We start from the raw sequence: 20,298 nt of genomic DNA, 5'->3' as shown, positions 1-20,298 counted from the left end.
GAACGCTCAGGCCGCATGACCTGCGGCCTTCACCGGATGCTTACGGGTTTATTGACCGCCCTGCGCACACACAAGTCTGCATGCGTGTCGGGCCGGCGGGCATCCACCGGCCTGACAATTCGGAGCGATAGCACCCAATAGCGTGGGGTGGAAGTTCGTCTTGCGCTGCGGCTACGTCACGGTCTCCTCCTCGGACCGGTCGTAGGACAATGCTTCGTGCTGAGATGTGGCCAATTTTTCGCCGTGTTTGGTGCGCGCGCCAGCGGGTACCCGTCCTCGCATCGAAACGATTGCGGCCGGCGCGTCTCCGTTCTTGTCGGCGCCGAAGTAGATCGTCTGGTGTGGGAAGGGAAGCTCAATCCCCCTGGCGTCGAAGACGCGCTTGACCGCGCCATTAAGTGCGCGACCGACGCTCCATTGCTTACCCGCCAGCGTCTTGATCCGCACGCGGATGATCACGGCGCTGTCGGCGAGCTCCTGGACACCGAACCACTCCATATCGCCGATAATGGCGCCTTTCAGCTCAGGATCCGCGCGCAGTTCCTCGAACGCTACGAACATCGCCTCCCTCGCGTCTTCGACATCCTCTCGATATGCGATGCCGACATCCCCGACGTGATAGGCAAAGTCACGCATCAGGTTCGTCACCATGTCAACGGACGAAAAGGAGATGATGTGATAGGCTCCTTGAACGTCGCGAAGGCTGACGGACCGAATGGTAAGCCGCTCGACAGTTCCAGTCGTGCCACCCACGGTGATGACATCGCCGACATTGATCGCGTTTTCCAACTGTATGAATACGCCATTGATGACGTCTTGCACGAGTTTTTGCGCCCCGAAGCCGATGGCAAGACCGAGCACGCCGGCAGAGGCAAGCAGCGGTGCGATGTCGAGCCCCATCTGAGACAACGAGAACATCAGGGCGATCACGACGATGGCGATCGTGGCGGCGTTTCGCAGGAGCGTCAGGAGCGTCGTCTCGCGCGACGTCGCGACGGTGCCAAAGGCGGGATTAAGCCGATAGTCCACCCAGGAGGTCAGCGCCAACCAGCAAAGATATGCGACGAGCACGATAACCAAGACTGACGCGAGCGCACCGGTGAACGCGAGGCCCAGGCGCGATTGGACGAGGGCGGCCATATCGAAAATGCCAATTGCTGTCAGGACGAAGCCGAGCACCGTTGCCAGAATGACCGTCCGCAGCAGTGTCAAGAAGCGGGGCACGAGACCGTTGACGCGCCGCTCGAGAAGCGGAAGCCTTTGATTTACGTTTTCTGGCAGACTTACGCCCTTCCTCACGGAGCGACCCAACCAATCCGCAAGGACGAAACCGATGATGATGGCGGCGAATGCCTGGGCACTTGCTCCCAGCACCGAAAAAAGCCGCTCCGTCGGTCCGACCAACACCACAAAAAACAGGAAGGCGAAGTAGACGAGCACGGGCCAATGCCAACGCGCCGCGATGAAGCCGAGCCCGCGGTGGCGGGGACTGCCGCCCGGGGTAGCCAAAAGCCACTCCGTAACGGCGCGCCGGTTCATGAGTGTCGCAGAAATCGCGCTGATGAGAGCGACGAGGGCAACGAGCGCGGACACGGCTTGCCCGGAGGCGGCAGATACGGCCTGCGAGAGAATGGGCTGGAGAAGCAACTGGCCATATCCGAGTATACTGATAATCCAGGCAAGGACCCGGCTTGTCCGCCGGGCGGCCTCATCGGAAATCCGGATAAGGCGAAGCTCGCGGACGAAGGGAGACAGTACGGTTCTAACGACAACCTTCGCCAGTTGCACCACGGTGAATGCGTTGAGGTAGAGTGTCTGTTGTATATCCATGCGCCCCAGCTCGCCAAAGACCGTTAGCGCCGCCAGATATCCCGCGCCCCAGGCAACGATGACGATGCCGACGTCAAGGACCGCCGACGCCGTGACCAGGAAGATTTTTTCGAGGAGCCCGGCGGTCAGGGCACGCACCCCGAAGGACCGGTCGATCCGACGGGTGATCAATCTCAGGGTTGCGAAGACGCCGTAGGTGACGGCGATCACGAGCGCAAGGTCACGTATTGCACGCAACAGCACCTCGCCTTCGGCGCCGTTGAGGCTCGAAAACGTCGCTGGCGCTGCCGCCAGTTGGCCGGAGAACACGATCACTGAGGAGATTGCCCTTTCGGCGAATTGGCGCGTCACGTCGGCGATCTGCTTGCCGAGCGAGTCATCCGGCGCAGCAACGGGCGCTTCTTTGTTGCCGACCTTGGCGTTGGCAATCTTCTGCAGCTCATTGAGGAGGGTCTGACGCGTGTTGTCGTCGCGCAGTATATCGATGAGCTCCTGCAGCTTGGCGGCATCAACCGGCTGCTCCTGTGTGGTGCCGGGGGATGCCGGCTGTTGCGCGGAGGCCGGCATGACGCCCGCCCAGACGAGGACGGCGAGAAGGAAGGTCGTGCGTAGCAAGGACAAAATCATGGTCTACACCGTCGCGCGCGTGCCGGGAAACAACAGATCGACGAAACGCGCCGCTGTGGGTTGGGGTTCGTGATTGGCAAGGCCAGGCCGCTCGTTGGCCTCGATGAATACGTATTCCGGTTCGCCGGGGTCTTTGACCATAAAGTCGATACCGACGACGGGTATGTCGATCGCTCGCGCCGCGCGGCACGCAGCAGAGACGAGCTCGGGATGGACGGTGTCGGTAACGTCGCGGATCGACCCGCCCGTATGGAGATTGGCCGCCCCGCGCACGGTAACTTCACGTCCTTCCTCAAGAACTGTTCCAAGATCGAGCTCCTGTTCGGCGAGGCAACGATCCGTTTCTCGATCGAGCGGAATTCGGCTCTCGCCGCCCGTTGCGGCCTGGCGCCGTCGCGATTGCATCTCAATGAGCCTGGCGATTGTGCTGCGGCCATCGCCGATGACGCGCGGCGGGCAGCGCACGGCCGCGGCAACCAGCTTGAAGTCGATGATTACGAGACGGAGGTCCTGTCCATCAAAGCACGCTTCCAAAAGGACCCGCTCGCAAACTCCGCGCGCTTGCGCGATCGCTTCGTCGAGCGCCTTCAATGTGGTAATCCCGACCGAAACGCCTCGGCCCTGCTCGCCACGCGCGGGCTTGACCACCAACTTGCCATGCTTTCCGAGAAAGGCTTTGAGCAGCATCCTATCATCACCTGCTTCGATCTGGTCGGGGACGGCAAGGCCGGCTGAGGCGACGGTCCGGCGAGCGATCGCTTTGTCGTCAGCGATCGCCACAGCGACGCCGGAGGTCAGCTCGCAAAGGCTCTCGCGGCAGTGGATTGAGCGGCCCCCATGTGAGAGCCTGAAAAAGCCGCCTTCGGCGTCTGTAATTTCCACATGCACCCCGCGCCGCGTCGCCTCGTCGACGATCAGCCGCGCATAAGGATTAAGGGTTTCGTAGGATTGGTGCGGCATCGCGAAGAACTTTTCATTGATCGCGTTCTTTCGCTTGACGGCAAAAAGCGGCATGCGCCGGAAGTTCAGCTTCTCGTACAGCTTTATCGCAAGCTCGTTGTCGTGCATCACCGATAGATCGAGATAAGAAAGGCCACGTACTTGAAAGTGTTCGGCGAGCTTGGCGACGAGCCGCTCGCCGATGCCCGGCTGGCGGGCATGTGGGTGGACGGCCAGACACCATAGCGACGCGCCCCGGTCTGGATCGTTAAACAGGCGCTGGTGGTCGATGCCTGTTACGGTACCCACGATCTCGCCGGTGGTCTCGTCCTGCGCGACGAAGTAGGTTACCGAGCGGTCGTCCCTGTCGGAGGAAAAGAAGTCCTTGCGGATCGGGACCATGCCGCAGGCGGCATAGACCCGATTGATGCCGTCGGCGTCGGCCTCGGTGGCGAGCCGACGGATCGTGACGCCGCGCATGCGGCGTGTCCTTGACCGGTACGTCGAGAGGGTAAGCCGGAACGTGTGCGACGGATCGAGGAAAACCTCCTGCGGCGCAAGCGACAGCAGCACATGCGGATCGCGCACATAAAACGCGATGTCCCGGCTCGATGGCGCTTCTTCGCGCAGTTTCGACAGCAGCGTTTCGTCGTCCGAAAACGTCTGGGCAAAAAGCAGCCGGCCCCAACCGCAATCCAGCACCACGTCCGTTGTCTGCTCTTCCGATGCGACCGGCCGGCCGACTTGCCGCCCGGGCTGCGCACGGATCCTCAGCTGTGCCAGGCGATGGCTCACGGCGCGCGTTCCTTTTCTATGTTGATGCGGCGTGGATTTTCCCCCTGCTTTCTTCATGCTACACCCCCTGGGCCTGAAGCCACATTTCCAGAAGCCCGACCTGCCAGAGTTCCGAACCGCGCAAAGGCGTGATGTGCTGCGACGGTTGGTCGAAAAGGCGTTCGAGATAGTCATCGCGGAAAAGACCGCGCTCACGGGCCGCTTGCGAAGCGAGCGTGTCGCGGATCATCTCGAGGTAGGGACCGGCAATATATTTGAGCTGAGGAACCGGGAAGTACCCTTTTTTGCGGTCAATAACCTCGCTCGGGACCAGCTTTCGGGCGACATCCTTAAGGATGCCCTTGCCGCCGTTGCGGAGCTTTTCCTCCGGCGGGATACGCGCGGCAAGTTCTACCAGCTCGTGGTCGAGGAATGGAACCCGGGCCTCCAGGCCCCACGCCATAGTCATGTTGTCGACACGTTTGACCGGATCGTCGACGAGCATGACGTTGCTGTCGAGGCGCAGTGCCTGATCGACGGGCGTATCGGCGCCTTGGCGCGAAAGATGTTCGGCCAGCAATGTGCCGCTTGCGTCCTCGTCGGCAATCCAGCTGTCGGCAAGCTGCGTTCGAAGCACCGCATGCGAGCGGTCGCGAAACACCTTGCCATAGTCCGAGACAACGTCATTGGAATTGACGAGCGGCGGATACCAGTGGTAGCCGCCGAAAATCTCGTCGGCCCCCTGGCCGGACTGCACGACCTTGATGTGCCTGGAAACCTCCTTGGAGAGCAGGTAGAATCCGACATTGTCATAGGAGACCATCGGTTCTGACATCGCCGCGATCGTGCCAGGCAGCGCTTCCATCAGGGCTTCGGAAGGGACGAAGATCTTATGGTGATCCGTGCCGAACTGTCGGGCGATGAGATCAGAGTAGACGAATTCGTCACCCTTCTCGCCGTTGGCTTCCTGAAATCCAACAGAAAAGCTCATGAGGTCGCGTTGGCCAGCTTCGGCGAGCAAGCCGACGATCAGGCTGGAATCGACGCCTCCGGACAGCAAGACGCCGACGGGCACGTCCGCGATCATGCGGCGTTTGACGGCGGTCCGCAGCGCATCGAGAAGCAGCTCCTGCCAGTCCTCCCGCACCCTTTGCGTATCGCCCGCCTGGCGGCAATAGGGCGGGTCGAAGTAACGGCGATCCTTGAAGCGTCCGTTCCGCTCGTAAATGCGGATCGTCGCCGGCGGTAGCTTGCGCACGCCTTTCAGAATAGTGCGCGGCGGCGGCACGACGGCGTGGAACGTCATGTAATTGTGCAGCGCCTGGACGTCGATCGAGGTGTCGATGCCACCAGCCTTGACGATTGCCGGCAGGCTGGAGGCAAACCGCATCGTTTTCTTCGCCATTGACAGGTAGAGCGGCTTGATGCCGAAACGGTCGCGCGCCAGGATGACGCGGCCGCTGTCGCGCTCGTGAAGGACGAAGGCGAACATGCCGGAAAAACGGGACACGCAATTCTCGCCCCAGGCATGCCACGCCTTCAGGATGACTTCGGTGTCACCTTCAGAAAAGAACGTGTATCCTTCCCCTTCGAGCTCGGCTCGCAACTCCCGGAAGTTGTAAATGCAGCCGTTGAAGACGAGCGAAAGACCAAGATCGGGATCGACCATCGGTTGCTGAGATTTGTCGGAGAGATCGAGTATCCGTAATCTTCGGTGCCCGAGCCCGACATTTCCCCTGACCACGACGCCCGACGCATCAGGCCCGCGGGGCGCGAGAACGTCTGTCATGATCGAGATTGCCGAAACTGACGGGGACCCGCCGTCGAACCTGACTTCTCCGCAAATTCCACACATAAACTTGGCCAGAACTCCTTTGTAGGTACAAAACGCGACGTCAGGGCCGTGAAAATCTTCGCGGCCCTGACGTCGTATGGAAACAATGCACGACGCGGCCCGATGTTCCGTTGTCGTCGTCAGTCGTCCGTCGCTGATCCTTCGTGCTCATCGGCGCGGGCAAGCATGTAGGCCTCGGCAAACGCCATGTGTTCAGCGGCGATTCGACGCGCATCCTCGGCCCTTCCGTCCTTAAGGGCCGCCATCAGACGATATTGGAACGAAACGCCTTCTTCGCGCGAACTCGGTGCGGGATCGGCATAAATCCGTCGCGCCAGCGGAAGGTCGCGCAGCAGATTGTGCATCAGGCTGCAAAGGAACCCGAGAAGAGGATTGGGGCAAAGTTGCGCGAGCTGCGAGTGGAAATCGAGTTCCGCCACACGCTGGCGATATTGTTCATCAGCATCGGCCGGCGGACGGTCATAAATCCGGATCGTACTTTCTAGCAGGGCAAGCTCCGCCTCGGTGATGTGTCCAGCGAGCTGTGCGGCCACTTCGGGCTCCAGCGCCTTGCGGATCGCGTAGATGTCCGAAAGGCTCGGCTGGTCGAAAAAGAAATGGGTCGACATCAATTCCATGGCGCGCTGGGCGGAGGGTTGTGCAACGAAAGCGCCGCCGCCGGGTCCACTGCGGGTAAAGACGAGGCCCTGGGTTTCCAGCGCCTTCATCGCTTCGCGCACCGTGCCCTTCGCCGCCTTGAACCGGTCGATGAGTTCGCGTTCCTGGGGCAGGCGCGCACCAGGCCCAAGGCCTTGTGTGCGAATATAGTCCTTCATCAGATCGGCAATCGCGTCGGGCCGACGCTTTGGCTTGCCGGCGGGCGTGAAAAGGCGCCTGATCTGGCCGCGCTGTGGATCCTGCTTGTCGTCGATACCCGACATACCGTTACTGTCTCCCGATGCGAGGCGCGCTCGCGATAAGCCTTTGTGTATAGGCGTGTTCAGGATTGGCAAAAAGGCGCGCCGACGATGCGATTTCGACGATCTCACCCCGATACATCACCGCGACGCGGTCGGCGATCGCCTCGACCACCGCAAGGTCGTGGCTGATGAAGAGATAAGAAAGGCCGAAGCGGGATTTCAGGTCGCGAAGCAGGAGAAGCACCTGCGCCTGCACCGATACGTCGAGCGCGCTTACCGGTTCGTCGAGAACGAGGATTTGCGCTTCTGCCGCAAGCGCCCTTGCAATGGCAATGCGCTGCGCCTGACCACCGGAGAATTCATGCGGATAACGCTGAAGTGCATCCTGCGGCATCCGTACGGCGTCGAGCAAGTCCGCCATGTGCTTGCGCCGCCGGGACGGGGCGTAGCCGTTGAGCAGGGCGAGGGGGGCGTCGAGAATCTCTTGGATGGTCTTGCGCGGATTGAGGGAGGCGACAGGGTCCTGGAAAACATACTGGATCATCTTGCCGAAGGCTTTGGGTCCGCTACGCCGCAGTCCGCCGGTATCTTTGCCTCTGATCTTGAGGTTCCCTGAACTTGGCGCTTCGAGTCCCACGAGTATGCGGGCAAGCGTGCTCTTGCCCGAGCCGCTTTCTCCGACCAGGGCGAGCGTTTCGCCGGCCGCAAGATCGAAAGAGACGGACCTCACGGCGTCGACGACCTGGTGCTGCGTGCGGAAAAAGGCTCTGCTGCCGAAGGTCTTGGACAGATTGCGGGCCTCGATCGCAGGCGCCATCATGAAGACCTCCTTTCTTGACTGTGGAGAAGACCGGCCACCCGATCGAGATACAGGGGCCCTGTTCCCAGTTCCGGCACGCAGGCGATCAGCCGCTTCGTATAGGGATGACGGGGATTGGCCAGCACCGTGCGCGTGTCACCCGTCTCAACGATCTCGCCATCCTTCATAACCGCCACGCGGTCGCACATTTCGGAAATGACGCCGAAGTCGTGGGTGATGAACAGGAGTGCCATTCCACGATCCCGCTGCAGGTTGCGCAAGAGATCGAGAATGCGCGCCTGCACGGTCACGTCGAGGGCGGTCGTCGGCTCATCCGCGATGATGACGTCGGGGTCGTTTGCAATCGCCATGGCGATGCCAACCCGCTGCCGCTGCCCTCCCGAAAGCTGGTGTGGATAGTGCTTCGCGCGCGCTTCAGCGTCCCGAATGCCCACCTTGTCGATGAGCGCGATTGCTTTTTCGTGCCGTTGAGCGGCGCCGATCGGCTGATGGGCTGCGATCGCCTCCTCCACTTGGCGTCCCACCGGATACATCGGGTGCAGTGTTGTGAGCGGATCCTGGAAGACATAGGCGACGCGGCGTCCCCGACTGGCGATAAGGCGGCTCTTCGGCATGGCAAGCACGTCCTCGTCATTCAGGTAAACGGCGCCGTTTCGCACAAGGCCGGGTGGAGAAGCGACGAGGCCCATGATGGACAGGGCCGTGACGCTTTTGCCCGAACCGCTTTCACCGATGAGGCCCAGGCATTCACCGCGTTTGACATGGAGCGAAACGCCGCGCACCGCCGGCACGATATCGAGACCGTTTCTAAAGCCGGTTTCCAGCCCCTCCGTCGAAAGCGCCGCATCGCGGTGGGTGTTCGGCAGGGCGATACGGCCACTGGCGATTTCGGTGACCGGACCGGAGCTGGCGAGTGCGCCTGAGCGCAGACGTGGATCGAGCACATCACGGATCCCGTCCCCCAAGAGGTTTAGACTGATGACGATCAGGAAAATCATCACGCCGGGTACGATTGCGACGTGCGACGCGGTGAAAAGCTGGGCACGCCCTTCGCCCAGCATCGAACCGAGATCGGCCTGTGGAGGCTGGGCGCCAAGTCCCAGAAAACTGAGCCCCGCCGTTTCGAGGATCATCCAACCGGCCGTCGTCGACATGGTGATGACGATGATGGGCATGACATTGGGAAGGATTTCCGTGACAACGATGGCGAATGGCCCCTTGCCGGAAAGCCTTGCCGCGTCGACGAATTCGCGCTGCGCGAAGCTAACCGTCACTCCACGCACATTGCGCGCGAAAAAGGGGATGTTGACGATGGCGATGGCATAAAGCGCGTTCATCAGGCCAGGGCCGAGCGTTGCGACGACGGCGAGCGCTAGAAGTATGTAGGGGAACGCCATCAGCATATCGATGCCGCGCATCATCAGATTGTCGGCCCGCCCACCGGTATATCCGGCCACAATACCGATTGCCGACCCAAGGATCGCGGCGACGATCGTGGCTGCAAAACCGACCGTCAGCGATATGCGGGCCCCCCACACAAGCCGGCTGAGGATATCGCGGCCCAGTTGATCGGTGCCGAGCAGGTGGCCGCTCGTCAAGATCGGTTTCAGGCGGTTAGCGGGCGCAGTGGCATTCGGATCAGCAAGCGGCAGGATCGGAGCGAGCACGACAACAAGCGCGATTGCGACGATGAGGCACAGGCCCACTGTCGCCAGACGGTTGTTGACCAGCAGGTGCCAGGCGGTTGGCCGCGGGGATCCTGCCTGACGCGCCGGCGTTCCAGCGAGCGCGCTCATGTGCGGATCCTCGGATCAAGAAGGGACTGCAGCACGTCTGCCACGAGGTTGAACAGCACATAGCTCGCCGCGACCACGAGAACCCCTCCTTGAACCAGAAGGATATCGCGCGTCGAAATCGCCTTGACCAGCATCGCGCCGACGCCGGGCCATTGGAAAACGGTCTCGATATAGACCGCGCCGCCGAGCACGAAACCGGCCTGTATCCCGATCACGGGAATGATACCGACCAGGGCTGCCCGGAAGGCGTGGCAGTAAATCACCTGCCGCTCCGGCAAGCCCTTGGCGCGGGCCGTGCGCACATAGTCCTGTCTGAGCACCTCCAGCATGGCGCCCCGCGTCAGCCGGGCGATCACACCTGCAGCCACCACCGCAAGTGTCGCCGCCGGCAGGATGAGGTGAAGAACAAGATCCTTGAAATCCCCGCCGCCATAAGCGGCATACATGCCGGACGCCGGCAGGATGCGCCAGTGCACGGCGAAGAGATAGATAGCAAGAAGGCCGAGCCAGAAGGAGGGCATGGAGATGCCGGCAAGCACGACGAAGGTGATCGCCTTGTCAGCCCACCCAAACTGGCGTACCGCCGAAACGGAACCCGCGAGAAGACCGATCACCGAGCAGAGGACGAGCGATATGCCAGCCAGAATAAGTGTCGCCTGGAAGCGCTCCAGCACCTCGTCGAGCACCGGTCGATTGAGCGTGAAGGACCGGCCAAAATCACCCTGCAGTAAGTTGCCGATCCAGATCAGGTATTGCTGCACCAGCGGCTTGTCGAGGCCGAGGTCCCGGTTGATGCGTTCGACGTTTTCCGGCGTGGCATAGGAGCCGAGAATGGCCGTTGCCGCGTCGCCCGGGATCAAGGCCATCACGAGGAACACGATGACGGAAAGACCGAAAAGCACGGGTACGACGGCGAGCAGCCGTTTTACGATATAGGCCAGCATGAAGCCTCCCGGTATCTGTGACCAGTCGCGGCTATGGCTTTGCGACGCCGCGCAAGTTAAGAAGGAAGGATGGTTGCAGCTCGAAGCCCTGAACAGCGGCGGTCGTTACCGCGTTCTGTTTCCAGTTGGCGACGAACAGCCACGGCGCGTCCTCATGCACGATCGCCTGCACTTGCCCGTAGAGCTTGCCGCGCTCGGCCTGGTCGCTCGACGCGCGTGCCTGTTCCAGCAGCTTGTCGACCTCCGGGTTGGAATAGTAGCCGGAGTTGAAGCCGCCCTTATCGGGCATGGCGTCCGTTCGCAGCGTCAGGTAGGGCACGGTGTCAGGGTCATTGGTCATCCAGGCCATTTCGGCCATGTCGGCCTTGCCTTTTAGGCCCGGATTGACGCGGCCGAGAAACGTATTCCATTCGTAGGTCTCGATCTTCACCTTAAAGCCCACCGCTTGCAGATCCGCCTGGATGGCCGCGCCCATGGTGATCGGATCTAGCATGCCGGACCCGCCCTCCGTGACGTAGAAGGTCAGCTCCGCGTTTTCGACCCCTGCCTGCGCCAGGAGAGCCTTGGCCTTTTCGGGATCGTAAGCATAGGGTTCAACGGCGCTCTCCACCCAGTTGAAGGCTGGCGGGATGGGGCCGGCCGCAACCGTGGCGGTGTCCTGCAGCACGTCGGTGACGAGTGTCTCCTTGTTGACCGCATAGTTCGCCGCCTGGCGCACGCGCTTGTCGGCGAAGGGGCCTTCCTTGTTGTTGAGGATCGCGAACCAGACATGCGGGCCTGCCTGCTCAGTGACGTTGAAATTGGCGTCCTGCTTGAAAGTTGCCAGATTGTCCGGCGGCACTTCCACCATCACGTCGAGGCCGCCCGCCATCATTTCCGCCACCCGTGTATTGGCGTCGGTAATTGGCCGAAACACGACAGCGTCAAGCTTGGCAGCACCGTTCCAGTGGTCAGCGTTGCGCTCGATTACGACCCGCTGGTTCGATAGCCATTCGCCGAATTTGAAAGCCCCGGTGCCCGACGGGTGGCGACCATATTCCTTGCCAAACTTTTCTACCGCGTGGGGCGAAACGATCAGCCCGGTCGGATAGGCAAGGTTGGAAAGGAACGGCGCAAACGCCTCCTTCAGCTTGAACTCGACCGTGTGGGCGTCAATGACGTCTACTGACGAGATAGATGCGAAATTGAAGGAAAGCGGGAAGGGGCCGGTATTGTAGAACGGATGATTCTTGTCGAGCATGCGATCGAAGTTGAACTTCACCGCCTCGGCGCTGAAATCCGAACCGTCGTGAAACTTCACGCCTTCGCGCAGTTTGAACCGGTAAGTCTTGCCGTCTTCAGAGACGTCCCAGCTTTCAGCGAGCGCTGGCTCAACTTCCAGCGTGCCGTCCTTGAAGCGCACCAGACCGTCATAAAGGTTGACGAGGATGCGAAAGTCGTTGGTCGCCGTAACCGCATGAGGATCTAGAGATTGAGGTTCGGCGATCTGGCCGACTATGAGAACATTGGGAGGGGTCTGCGCTACGGTTTGCTCAGCAGCAAAGGTAAGGACCGCTGCCGCAAGCGCGCTCCGAAACAGCCTCTTCATGGGGGAAGATCCTTTCGATTTGGCCCGTTTGCACCTATTTATAATGATAGATTGACGACGCGCAAGGATTTATAGTGATTTATTGCAGGTTCTGCCGAGACGTGCATCGCAGATCCGAAGCGCGTTACGCGGTCCACGGCTCAGTCAACCCCTTGTCGAACCTGTCGTTATACACGGCTCTCAGGTCGCGTCCGGCTCGTCCGCACTCAAATCCTGATCCGCTTGCTTCACCTTCTGGCGCGTGAAGCCACGAAGGCTGGAGATCTCCTGCGCGTCGCGCCCGATCTGAACTTCGCTTGCCGCATAGTGCACCGCCAGACGTGCCAGCGAAATCAGGGCGTGAAGGTGGATGCGCTCATAGCCGTGTGAGGCATCGACGCCGAAGGCAAGAAGAGCCGTGCGAACATCGTGCCCGGCCTCGACGGCCGAAGCTGCATCCGACCGGTAGTAGCGGAAGACGTCCTTTTGGACGCGGATACCGTGTTGGCCGCAAAGTTCGAAAAGCTTTTTCGACAGGTGATAGTCGAAGGGGCCGGTTTGATCTGCCATGGCAAGCGTCACGCCAAACTCGTCGGAATTCTGTCCCGCAGCCGTCGTGCCGTTGTCGATTGCAACCAGAGAGGCAATATCCGGCACCAGGGCCGCCGACGCTCCGACGCCGACCTCCTCACCGATGGTGAAGAGCCAATAGGTATCGACGGGCGTTTCGATGTTTTCACGCTGCATTGTTTCAAGCGCGGAAAGCATAACGGCGACGCCGGCCTTGTCGTCAAGGTGGCGGGAGACGATGAACCCGTTTTCGAGGAACTCGGGCTGCGGATGGATGGCGACGATATCGCCGACATCGATGCCGAGCTGCAGGACATCCTTTCGGTCGCGCGCCAGCGCATCAATACGCAGCTCGACATGCCGCCAACCCGTCGGCTGGGTGTCAACTTCCTCGTTGAACGTATGGCCCGATGCCTTCAGCGGAAGGATCGTGCCGCGATACGTCCCTTTTCCGGAAAAGATGGAGACTCGCGCTCCTTCGGCGAACCGCGCGGACCAATGGCCGATCGGGACGAGTTCGAGCCGTCCGTTATCCTTAAGGGCCTTTACCTGCGCCCCGAGCGTGTCGAGATGGGAAACTATTCCGCGAGCAGGCCGCTCGGTGGCACCTGGGCGCCGGGCGCAGATCGCACCGCGGCGAGTAAGCTTGACTTCCAGGCCGAGCCCTTCGAGTTCACGCGCGGCATAGCGCACCGCCTCATCAGTAAATCCGGTCGGGCTCGCAATGTGGAGCAGCGCTTTCAGCCTGCTCGTGAGGTATTCCGGATCGATGGTGATTTGTGGCTGCATGGCCTCTTGTCGCAATCCGAGGCGGTGCGAGTCAATAAACGATACCCCAACAATGACCTCGTTGCGTGCCTGTGGGCGGGGCACGAGGTCGGCTGGCACCGCCTAAAAGAAGCGGGTCCGGATCATTTGCCGTGGCCGAACGCTGTCATCGCCATCGCGCCACTCAAGACGATGCTGAGGATGCCCGGTAGTCTTTTCAGTAACCCCATCCGGCCTCATCCCAGTTCGTTTGGATCTCGTCGATGGCGCGATCGCTGACTGGATTCTGCGCGGCCCTTGGCCCGACCGCGACGCGGGCATCAAAGGTTCGGTGGCTCGCCGATGGTGGCCACGCTCGAGGCTCAGTGCTCGTTGGGTCCAATGCCGGCAGGCTCGACATAGGAGTGGGGCGGCGGTCGGCTATGGCAGGCCCGCCGACATCGTTGCTTCCGCTACATTAGGAGAACGAAATTTTAATCTACGAAGGGCTTACTCGCGATAGCCGCTCCTGTCCCTGCAACGAACGTTGCGGCTCCAACCGCAGCCTCCGGATACCCGCGGGGCTGCGGTTCGGTGATCGTCGGCGCGATTTTTAAGGGTGGCCAGGCCATGCGAGCTCCGAGAGCATACTTCGAATTATCGCCGGACGGCAAAAACGGGTTCCGGCGGCTGGGAGATCGAAGCGCTTTCACCCAACAGGATGAAATTGCGCTCCGCTTGATCAACGACAATCCGGATACATTCTGCCGGACGAGAAGGAACGATAACATTTAGCCAGCCCGCTTGATTTAGCGTACGCTCTTGATGACACCTTCAAAAAGGGAAAGCCGATGGAAAAGCATGAAGAGTTTCCCGTTGCCAGACGCGTTGGAACCGTCATCGGCATTGGCTTGACGGTTCTCATATTTGCCCTGGCGATTGGACCGCTCGTCTATCACCACCTTTAAGACTGGCTACTTCCTGTCGCAATCCGCCGTAACGCTGCGAGACGGCGACGGCGTGTCGAACCGCCGTCGATCAATGGGCATTGGCGCGAGGGCAGCGAACAGATGTGTGTCAGGATCTCGACTCGCGTGTAGGCACTCGGATCCTCGCACAATGTTCCTCCGTCATTTGTCGCGGTTGCAAGCCTGCCGAGGGCAGGGTTTCAGACAATCCGTCTCTTCGAAGACGCGGGGGCGGTTGTTTCCGTTCGATTGGTGGAAAGCATCACTCTATGATATAGTTTTGGAGGTGACGCTGTCGGGATCGATGGCGAAGGGTTCGCGCCGGTTTCTGACGCACTGCAGATCATCCCGAACAACAGGGAGGCGACTATGGATCACCAAGATCGAGACCAACTTCGCAGAATTAGTGCCCTCCACATAAACCTCCAGCATCCTGAACTTTCGCGGGAACAGCGGTTGATCCGGTGGGCACAACTACTCGATCAAATGCCCGAACGGCGCCTCAACACACTTTTTGAGACCGAGTTCCAACCGAGTTCGCTCCGAGAAGCCTTGAGGAGGGAGGGCTCGCCAATCTCCGTCGCTTTTGACGATTGCATTCTGCGGGATGCCGGCCTGCAAGGAGACAGCTACGGGGAGGCGAAGCGCTTCTTCGGCTTGAGCGATCTTGAAATGCACCAGCTTGTCTGTAGCTGCCATTCCGGAGAAACCGTGCGCTCGGGAACCGTTGCCGAATGTGTTCGTGCCGTTGCCGAGCCGAGCCCGAGCTTGCTGTCGATGCTTATGAACGCTTTGCTCATCTTTCGGCGGGAATAACGTCCCACCTTGGGCCCGTCCCACGCTACATCCGCAGGTCGTGGTCGAAGACGACTGGAGATTTGCGGTAACGATTGGCGTTGGTGACAGTCCGCGATCCACGGGGGCGTAGACCCGGTGAGGGAAGGCAATGAGACGCATTGCCGAGACAGTGTCGCGTTCGCTGCTGGGGCGGGCTGAGTCTAGGAGCGCGCCTGGGGAAGCGGATGCCTTCACGTGACGCGCCAAGCCGGTTATCGGAATCTGCCAGCATTTAGGAGCATTTCGTGTGCGGGAGTGACCGGAAAGACGTTGTCTTCGCGGCTCCAGGCGAATTAAACTAAAACGCCTCGATAGTCTGAAGGAGCGTAAGCTCGGGAGGAGAAGCCTATTGTTGGCAAAGCCGCGTTCGAAGAAGCAATCGCAATCCACGTCCGTTTCAAGGATGCGCAGCTTCTGGGGTCTCATGCTTGCCTATTGGCTTTCCGATCGATGGCGAGAAGCTTGGGCGTTGGCGGCAGTTATCTTTGTGCTGACGGCGTTGTCGGCCAAGGCAAGCGTCTGGTTCGCCACGGCCTCAGGTGAACTTGTCGGTGCAATTGCTTTTCTGCACCACCCGCAAAACCCGACAACGCTACAATCTCTCCTCGAAAGTGCTGCCGCGCTGGCCATGATCGCTACGGTCAAGGAAGTGGGTTTTACCGCAGTCAGGCATTTTTTCTCGACCAGCCTTCATAGAAAGTGGCGTGCCTGGCTCGACCAACGCTTCAATGACGCCCTGTTGGACAGCAATCACACACACTTCCACATCCAGCACGGCGTGCCCGAGGCCGTTCCGACGCAAGGAGCGGTGCCAGACAACATCGATCAGCGCGTCCAGGAATCGATCAAGGGTATGACGGGCGGCGCCATCGGCCTCGCGATGGGCATCGCGAGCGTCATCCTTTCGGTTGTCTTTGTCGGCGGCAAGATCATTGAGACATCGACCGAAGTTAGCGGGCTGGAGTTTCTCGGCAGCTACGCAAGCGGGTGCCTGACTGTGGCGGCAGTTATCGTTTACGTCCCAATCAGCACCTGGGCGGCCACAAAATTGGGCGCGATACAGCAAAAACTGGACGTCATGATGCAATGGGCCGAAGGGAGTTACCGGCGCGAACTAACGACGCTGCTTCATCACAGTTTTGACGTTGCCGCTGCTAACGGTGAACGAACGCAGCGGAGCCTCCATCGCGAACGCTATCGTGACGTCGACCGTACCTGGGCCAGCTTGAACATACTGACAACGGTCTATATGGGGTTCGAACTCGTCTACAATTTTTTTGGCTCGCGCATCGTCGCTTATGCCCCGGGGCTGCTTCCCTACGCGGAAAGCAAGATCGGCCTTCGCGCGTATGTGACGGGAGCCGAGCTTGCCAACGCGATCATCAATGATTGCTCCTGGTTTATCCACGTCATGCCGGATATATCGAGGCTTCGCGCCAATGCGCGTCGCATAACCGACCTGGCTTGCGCGATTGAGGATGCACGGGAACCAGGAAATTTCCACGCCCGCTCTGGACGGTCCGACCTGCACTATGGGGTGCAGGACGCGCGCTTGGGCTTGACCGTAGAAAACCTCATGCTTATGCACGCGGGAGAAGACCGCCCCTTCCTGAAAACGCGAGACCTCCATTTCAGGTCCGGCGAATGGAGCCTCCTTGTTGGAGAGCCAGGGAGCGGAAAGTCGTCGCTGCTCAAAGCCTTGAACCGGCTCTGGCCGTATGGTTCTGGGACGATCATGCTGCCTCGAAACGTTCGCGCATTCTACGCGTCACAGGAGGTCCACCTTCCGCCGGTCTCCTTGAAGGCACTTGTCGCTCTACCGGATGATGTGGACACCTATTCGGACCGCGAAGCCACCATGGCACTTGTCAAAGCGGGCCTGTCCGTCCTTGTTGACGACTTAGCGGGACATGGAAGAGATAACCGACCCTGGAACCGCCTGCTTTCCGGCGGAGAAAAGCAAAAGCTGGTGCTGGCACGAATTCTCCTTCAGCGTCCAGGGCTGATCTTTCTCGACGAGGCGACAAGTGCCCTCGATGCTGCCGGGAAGATCGTGTTCCACCAGGCGATCAGGGACAACTGCGCTGGCGTGACGGTCGTCAGCGTCATGCATGACCCGGTTCCTCCGAAAGCCGCAACCGGCGAGGAGTTCTACGAAAAAGTTCTTGCCGTCGTAGACAGAAAGATTGAGATCCGGCCCGACACCAGGAGAGAGAACGCAAGTCTGCATCCTAAAGTAGACCTGCCAGCGGACTAGGGGGGAACGTGCGCATCAGCATTCACGTCTATGGAACGCGCGGCGACGTCCAACCCTATCTGGCCCTGGCAAAGCGGCTGTTGTCGGGAGGGCATGAAGTCCAACTTGTCGGTCCAAGGCGCTACGCTTACTTGGCCTTCCGGCATCGGGTGCAATATCAGCCGCTTCCCAACGACATGCTCGATCTTCTCGATACCACGGCGGGCCGTCGAGCCGTCGGTGGCGGTATAATGGCGAGTTTCATGTTGCTGAAACACGTGCGCGGCTTCGTCGACGATCTTCTGAAGGACGAATGGCAAGCCGCTCATGACTTCTGGCCCGATTTGATCATTTTTCATCCGAAGTCGATTGCTTCGCCTCACATGGCAGAGCGTATCGGATGCCGATCGATATTGGCGTCGCCTCTTCCGATCCTCACCCCCACCTCGGAGTTTCCATCTCCGATGTTTCCGGTTCGATCGCTTGGGCCATTCAACCGGCTGAGCCATGAAATCACGAGATGGCTGTCCACGCACTTGTTCCCCAAGTCGATCGCAAGATGGCGCAGAAAGACCTTGGGTCTGCGCGAAAAACCGCTTCGCTCGCATAAGCCCGCGTCCGTTCTTTATGCCTACAGTCGCCATCTGGTGCCATTTCCGCGAGACTGGGGCCGCAACGTACACGTGACCGGACCTTGGTGGCTGGAAGAGCCCGGCTGGAAAGCTCCGACTGAACTCGAGGCGTTTCTTGCCGGCGGCGCACCTCCTGTTTATGTCGGGTTTGGAAGCATGCCCGGCGTTGACCCGGCCAGGCTTACAGGCATGGTTGTCAAAGCTGTCGCGCGCCTGGACAAGCGTGTGCTGCTTTCCACAGCCGGAGGTGCTCTTGCTCCAGGTCCGTCGTCATCTCGCGTGTTCACAATTTCGGACGCGCCGCATCATCATTTATTCGAACGGGTTGATGCGACCTTCCATCACGGCGGCGCAGGTACAACGGCGGAGGCCCTGCGGGCGGGCAAACCCACCTTGATCTGCCCGGTTTTTGGGGATCAACCCTTTTGGGCGAACCGCATTCAATCACTGGGCGTCGGTCCGCCCCCACTGAAGCTTGCACGCCTTTCTGTCGACAGCATCGCAGCCGCGCTACGCGCAATGGATGACCCGGCTGTTCGAGCAAGGGCCAGGCAATTGGGTTCGCAAATACGCGATGAGAACGGGGTCGATTGTGCTGCGCATATCGTTGACCGGCTGGGTTGGGCTCCTTAACCTGACAACGAAGACGCGGCCGCGCAAAAAGCGTTCCGAATGGAATTGAGATGCATTGCCGTATGTCGAAGGGTAGCCATGTCGCCGCAAAACTATAGATCAGCGATCCATATTGCTTCCATATTCGGGTTTTATTTATCCTGCGCAATGTTGGTGCCGGCTTTTGCGGACTTCTATAGTGGCGACGATGATTGGGTTGTCTTTGCGCGCTCCAGTTTTTTCTGCGGCGGCTTCTTTGCCGCAGCCGCCTTCGCCACCCGGGATGCGCCGCCTCAGCTCAGCCGGAAGATGGGCTTTCTTCTCGTAAACCTGCTCTGGCTGGTGTTTTCGATAGTCGGGGCCGTGCCGATCTGGCTCGCATCGAGCGAGTTGAACATCACGCAGGCCATTTTCGAATCTGTGTCGGCTGTCACGACGACCGGCTCGACGGTTATCGTCGGTTTGGACCATAAGGCGTCAGGTCTCCTTCTTTGGCGCTCCATGCTCCAGTGGTTCGGCGGCATCGGCATAGTCGCGCTCGGCCTGTTCGTCATGCCGTTTCTGCGCGTTGGCGGAATATCGTTCCTTCGCATGGAATCTTCTGACACCAACGAAAAGGTGTTCGCGCGGATCGCCACTTTCATGAGGGCGTTTGTCGTCATCTACGTTGTGATCACGTTGACGTGCGCTGTTGCCTATCATCTGTTCGGCATGACGCAGTTCGATGCGCTTAACCACGCCATGACGACGGTCGCCACCGGCGGGTTTTCGACACACGATGCCTCGTTTGGTTATTACGATAGCCTTGGATTGCTGTGGGCCTCCACCTTCTTCATGACCCTGTGCAGCCTGCCGTTCTCGGTGCTCATCCTTTTTGCCGTGAAGCGCAGCACGTCTGCGTTGAAAGACCCGCAGATATTTGTCTTCATCGCTTATCTTGTGGTCACAGCCGTTGCGCTTGCGGCTTACCATCGCGTTGCGAACGGAGTGGCCTTCGGAACTGCACTGTCCCATTCCTTCTTCAATCTTGCTTCCATCCTTTCGACGTCGGGGTACGCCAGCCAGGACTATACGACGTGGGGGAGTTTCGCTGTGGTGTTGGCGTTCTTTGCGACCTTCGCTGGTGGATGCTCCGGTTCCACCGCCGGCGGCATTAAGGCGTACCGCTTTGTTATCATTGCCGGTGCAGTCAGGCCTTTGATCACGCAGATCCTTTATCCAAACAGTGTCACGACCGTCCGCTATGGAGGCGCGGCAGTTGATGCCGAGCTGCAACGCGCGGTTTTTCTGTTTTTTGCGGTTTTCCTGGCCCTTTGGGCCGCGGGCTCTCTGGCGATGGCAGCGCTCGGCTACGATTTGATGACTTCGGCCTCAGCAGTCATCACTGCGCTGTCCAATGTAGGCCCAGGGGTTGGCCCCGTGATCGGACCGGCGGGGAATTTTTCAACGCTGTCGGACCCGGCGTTGGCCGTTTTGTCCGTTTTGATGATCATGGGACGGCTCGAAGTGATGACAGTGCTGGTCGTCATGTCCCCGTTCTTCTGGAAGAGTTGAAGCGCAAAGTTCGCAGAAGCGCAAGGCCGATAGAACTTCACCGGCGCCGCCAACGCGACCCATTCTTTGCCCGATATTTATATCATGGTAT

General features: G+C 60.0%; 13 protein-coding genes. 4 read left to right on the top strand and 9 right to left on the bottom strand.

Features of this window, described 5'->3' with window-relative positions:
• Positions 1 to 171: 171 nt before the first annotated feature.
• From L981_RS15740 to L981_RS15700, 9 genes are all read right to left on the bottom strand, one after another.
• A complete protein-coding gene (locus L981_RS15740; protein ID WP_052201821.1) occupies positions 172 to 2,457 on the bottom strand; it encodes a mechanosensitive ion channel domain-containing protein in 2,286 nt (761 codons plus the stop codon).
• Between the two features lie 3 nt (positions 2,458 to 2,460).
• The gene (gene ngg, locus L981_RS15735) at positions 2,461 to 4,248 is read right to left on the bottom strand and encodes an N-acetylglutaminylglutamine synthetase (protein ID WP_043617840.1); all 1,788 of its coding nucleotides are present in this window, start codon (positions 4,246 to 4,248) and stop codon (positions 2,461 to 2,463) included.
• A 1-nt stretch (position 4,249) separates the two neighbouring features.
• On the bottom strand, positions 4,250 to 6,025 hold the full coding sequence (locus L981_RS15730) for an N-acetylglutaminylglutamine amidotransferase (RefSeq protein ID WP_043617833.1): 1,776 nt from the start codon (positions 6,023 to 6,025) through the stop codon (positions 4,250 to 4,252).
• Positions 6,026 to 6,144: 119 nt separating this feature from the next.
• On the bottom strand, positions 6,145 to 6,945 hold the full coding sequence (locus tag L981_RS15725; protein WP_043617830.1) for a FadR/GntR family transcriptional regulator: 801 nt from the start codon (positions 6,943 to 6,945) through the stop codon (positions 6,145 to 6,147).
• 4 nt (positions 6,946 to 6,949) lie between these two features.
• Positions 6,950 to 7,744 carry an ATP-binding cassette domain-containing protein gene (locus L981_RS15720; protein WP_082006047.1) on the bottom strand — a complete coding sequence of 265 codons (795 nt, stop codon included), beginning with the start codon at positions 7,742 to 7,744 and terminating at the stop codon, positions 6,950 to 6,952.
• On the bottom strand, positions 7,741 to 9,540 hold the full coding sequence (locus tag L981_RS15715; RefSeq protein WP_043617827.1) for a dipeptide/oligopeptide/nickel ABC transporter permease/ATP-binding protein: 1,800 nt from the start codon (positions 9,538 to 9,540) through the stop codon (positions 7,741 to 7,743). The genes L981_RS15720 and L981_RS15715 overlap by 4 nt, the downstream gene beginning before the upstream one ends.
• A complete protein-coding gene (locus tag L981_RS15710) occupies positions 9,537 to 10,484 on the bottom strand; it encodes an ABC transporter permease (RefSeq protein ID WP_043617824.1) in 948 nt (315 codons plus the stop codon). Before L981_RS15710 ends, L981_RS15715 begins: the two co-directional genes overlap by 4 nt.
• A gap of 31 nt (positions 10,485 to 10,515) precedes the next feature.
• Complete coding sequence (locus tag L981_RS15705; protein ID WP_043617821.1) at positions 10,516 to 12,072, bottom strand: ABC transporter substrate-binding protein; 1,557 nt, start codon at positions 12,070 to 12,072, stop codon at positions 10,516 to 10,518.
• Positions 12,073 to 12,252: 180 nt separating this feature from the next.
• Positions 12,253 to 13,410, bottom strand: a complete 1,158-nt coding sequence (locus L981_RS15700) for an osmoprotectant NAGGN system M42 family peptidase (RefSeq protein ID WP_043617819.1) — start codon at positions 13,408 to 13,410, stop codon at positions 12,253 to 12,255.
• A gap of 1,295 nt (positions 13,411 to 14,705) precedes the next feature.
• On the opposite strand from L981_RS15700, the gene L981_RS15695 reads away from it, so the two are divergent.
• From L981_RS15695 to L981_RS15680, 4 genes are all read left to right on the top strand, one after another.
• Positions 14,706 to 15,152: a hypothetical protein gene (locus L981_RS15695; protein ID WP_043617817.1), complete on the top strand. Its 447-nt coding sequence runs from the start codon at positions 14,706 to 14,708 to the stop codon at positions 15,150 to 15,152.
• Between the two features lie 373 nt (positions 15,153 to 15,525).
• The gene (locus L981_RS15690) at positions 15,526 to 17,430 is read left to right on the top strand and encodes an ABC transporter ATP-binding protein/permease (RefSeq protein WP_245281644.1); all 1,905 of its coding nucleotides are present in this window, start codon (positions 15,526 to 15,528) and stop codon (positions 17,428 to 17,430) included.
• Between the two features lie 8 nt (positions 17,431 to 17,438).
• Complete coding sequence (locus L981_RS33855; protein WP_082006045.1) at positions 17,439 to 18,674, top strand: glycosyltransferase; 1,236 nt, start codon at positions 17,439 to 17,441, stop codon at positions 18,672 to 18,674.
• A gap of 78 nt (positions 18,675 to 18,752) precedes the next feature.
• Positions 18,753 to 20,207, top strand: coding sequence for a TrkH family potassium uptake protein (locus L981_RS15680; RefSeq protein ID WP_043617811.1), 1,455 nt, complete (start codon positions 18,753 to 18,755; stop codon positions 20,205 to 20,207).
• The last annotated feature ends 91 nt before the right edge of the window (positions 20,208 to 20,298 follow it).

The organism is Ensifer sp. ZNC0028 (assembly GCF_000799055.1).
In the GTDB taxonomy this organism is placed as follows: Bacteria; Pseudomonadota; Alphaproteobacteria; order Rhizobiales; family Rhizobiaceae; genus Ensifer.
Note: the sequence above shows the minus strand (reverse complement) of the source record. Positions and strands in the feature narration are given on the sequence as shown.

Excerpts from the sequence above, each read along its gene's own strand:
- L981_RS15740 (WP_052201821.1), bottom strand. The coding sequence starts at position 2,457 with ATGATTTTGTCCTTGCTACGCACGACCTTCCTTCTCGCCGTCCTCGTC.
- ngg (WP_043617840.1), bottom strand. The coding sequence starts at position 4,248 with ATGAAGAAAGCAGGGGGAAAATCCACGCCGCATCAACATAGAAAAGGA.
- L981_RS15730 (WP_043617833.1), bottom strand. The coding sequence starts at position 6,025 with ATGTGTGGAATTTGCGGAGAAGTCAGGTTCGACGGCGGGTCCCCGTCA.
- L981_RS15725 (WP_043617830.1), bottom strand. The coding sequence starts at position 6,945 with ATGTCGGGTATCGACGACAAGCAGGATCCACAGCGCGGCCAGATCAGG.
- L981_RS15720 (WP_082006047.1), bottom strand. The coding sequence starts at position 7,744 with ATGATGGCGCCTGCGATCGAGGCCCGCAATCTGTCCAAGACCTTCGGC.
- L981_RS15715 (WP_043617827.1), bottom strand. The coding sequence starts at position 9,540 with ATGAGCGCGCTCGCTGGAACGCCGGCGCGTCAGGCAGGATCCCCGCGG.
- L981_RS15710 (WP_043617824.1), bottom strand. The coding sequence starts at position 10,484 with ATGCTGGCCTATATCGTAAAACGGCTGCTCGCCGTCGTACCCGTGCTT.
- L981_RS15705 (WP_043617821.1), bottom strand. The coding sequence starts at position 12,072 with ATGAAGAGGCTGTTTCGGAGCGCGCTTGCGGCAGCGGTCCTTACCTTT.
- L981_RS15700 (WP_043617819.1), bottom strand. The coding sequence starts at position 13,410 with ATGCAGCCACAAATCACCATCGATCCGGAATACCTCACGAGCAGGCTG.
- L981_RS15695 (WP_043617817.1), top strand. The coding sequence starts at position 14,706 with ATGGATCACCAAGATCGAGACCAACTTCGCAGAATTAGTGCCCTCCAC.
- L981_RS15680 (WP_043617811.1), top strand. The coding sequence starts at position 18,753 with ATGTCGCCGCAAAACTATAGATCAGCGATCCATATTGCTTCCATATTC.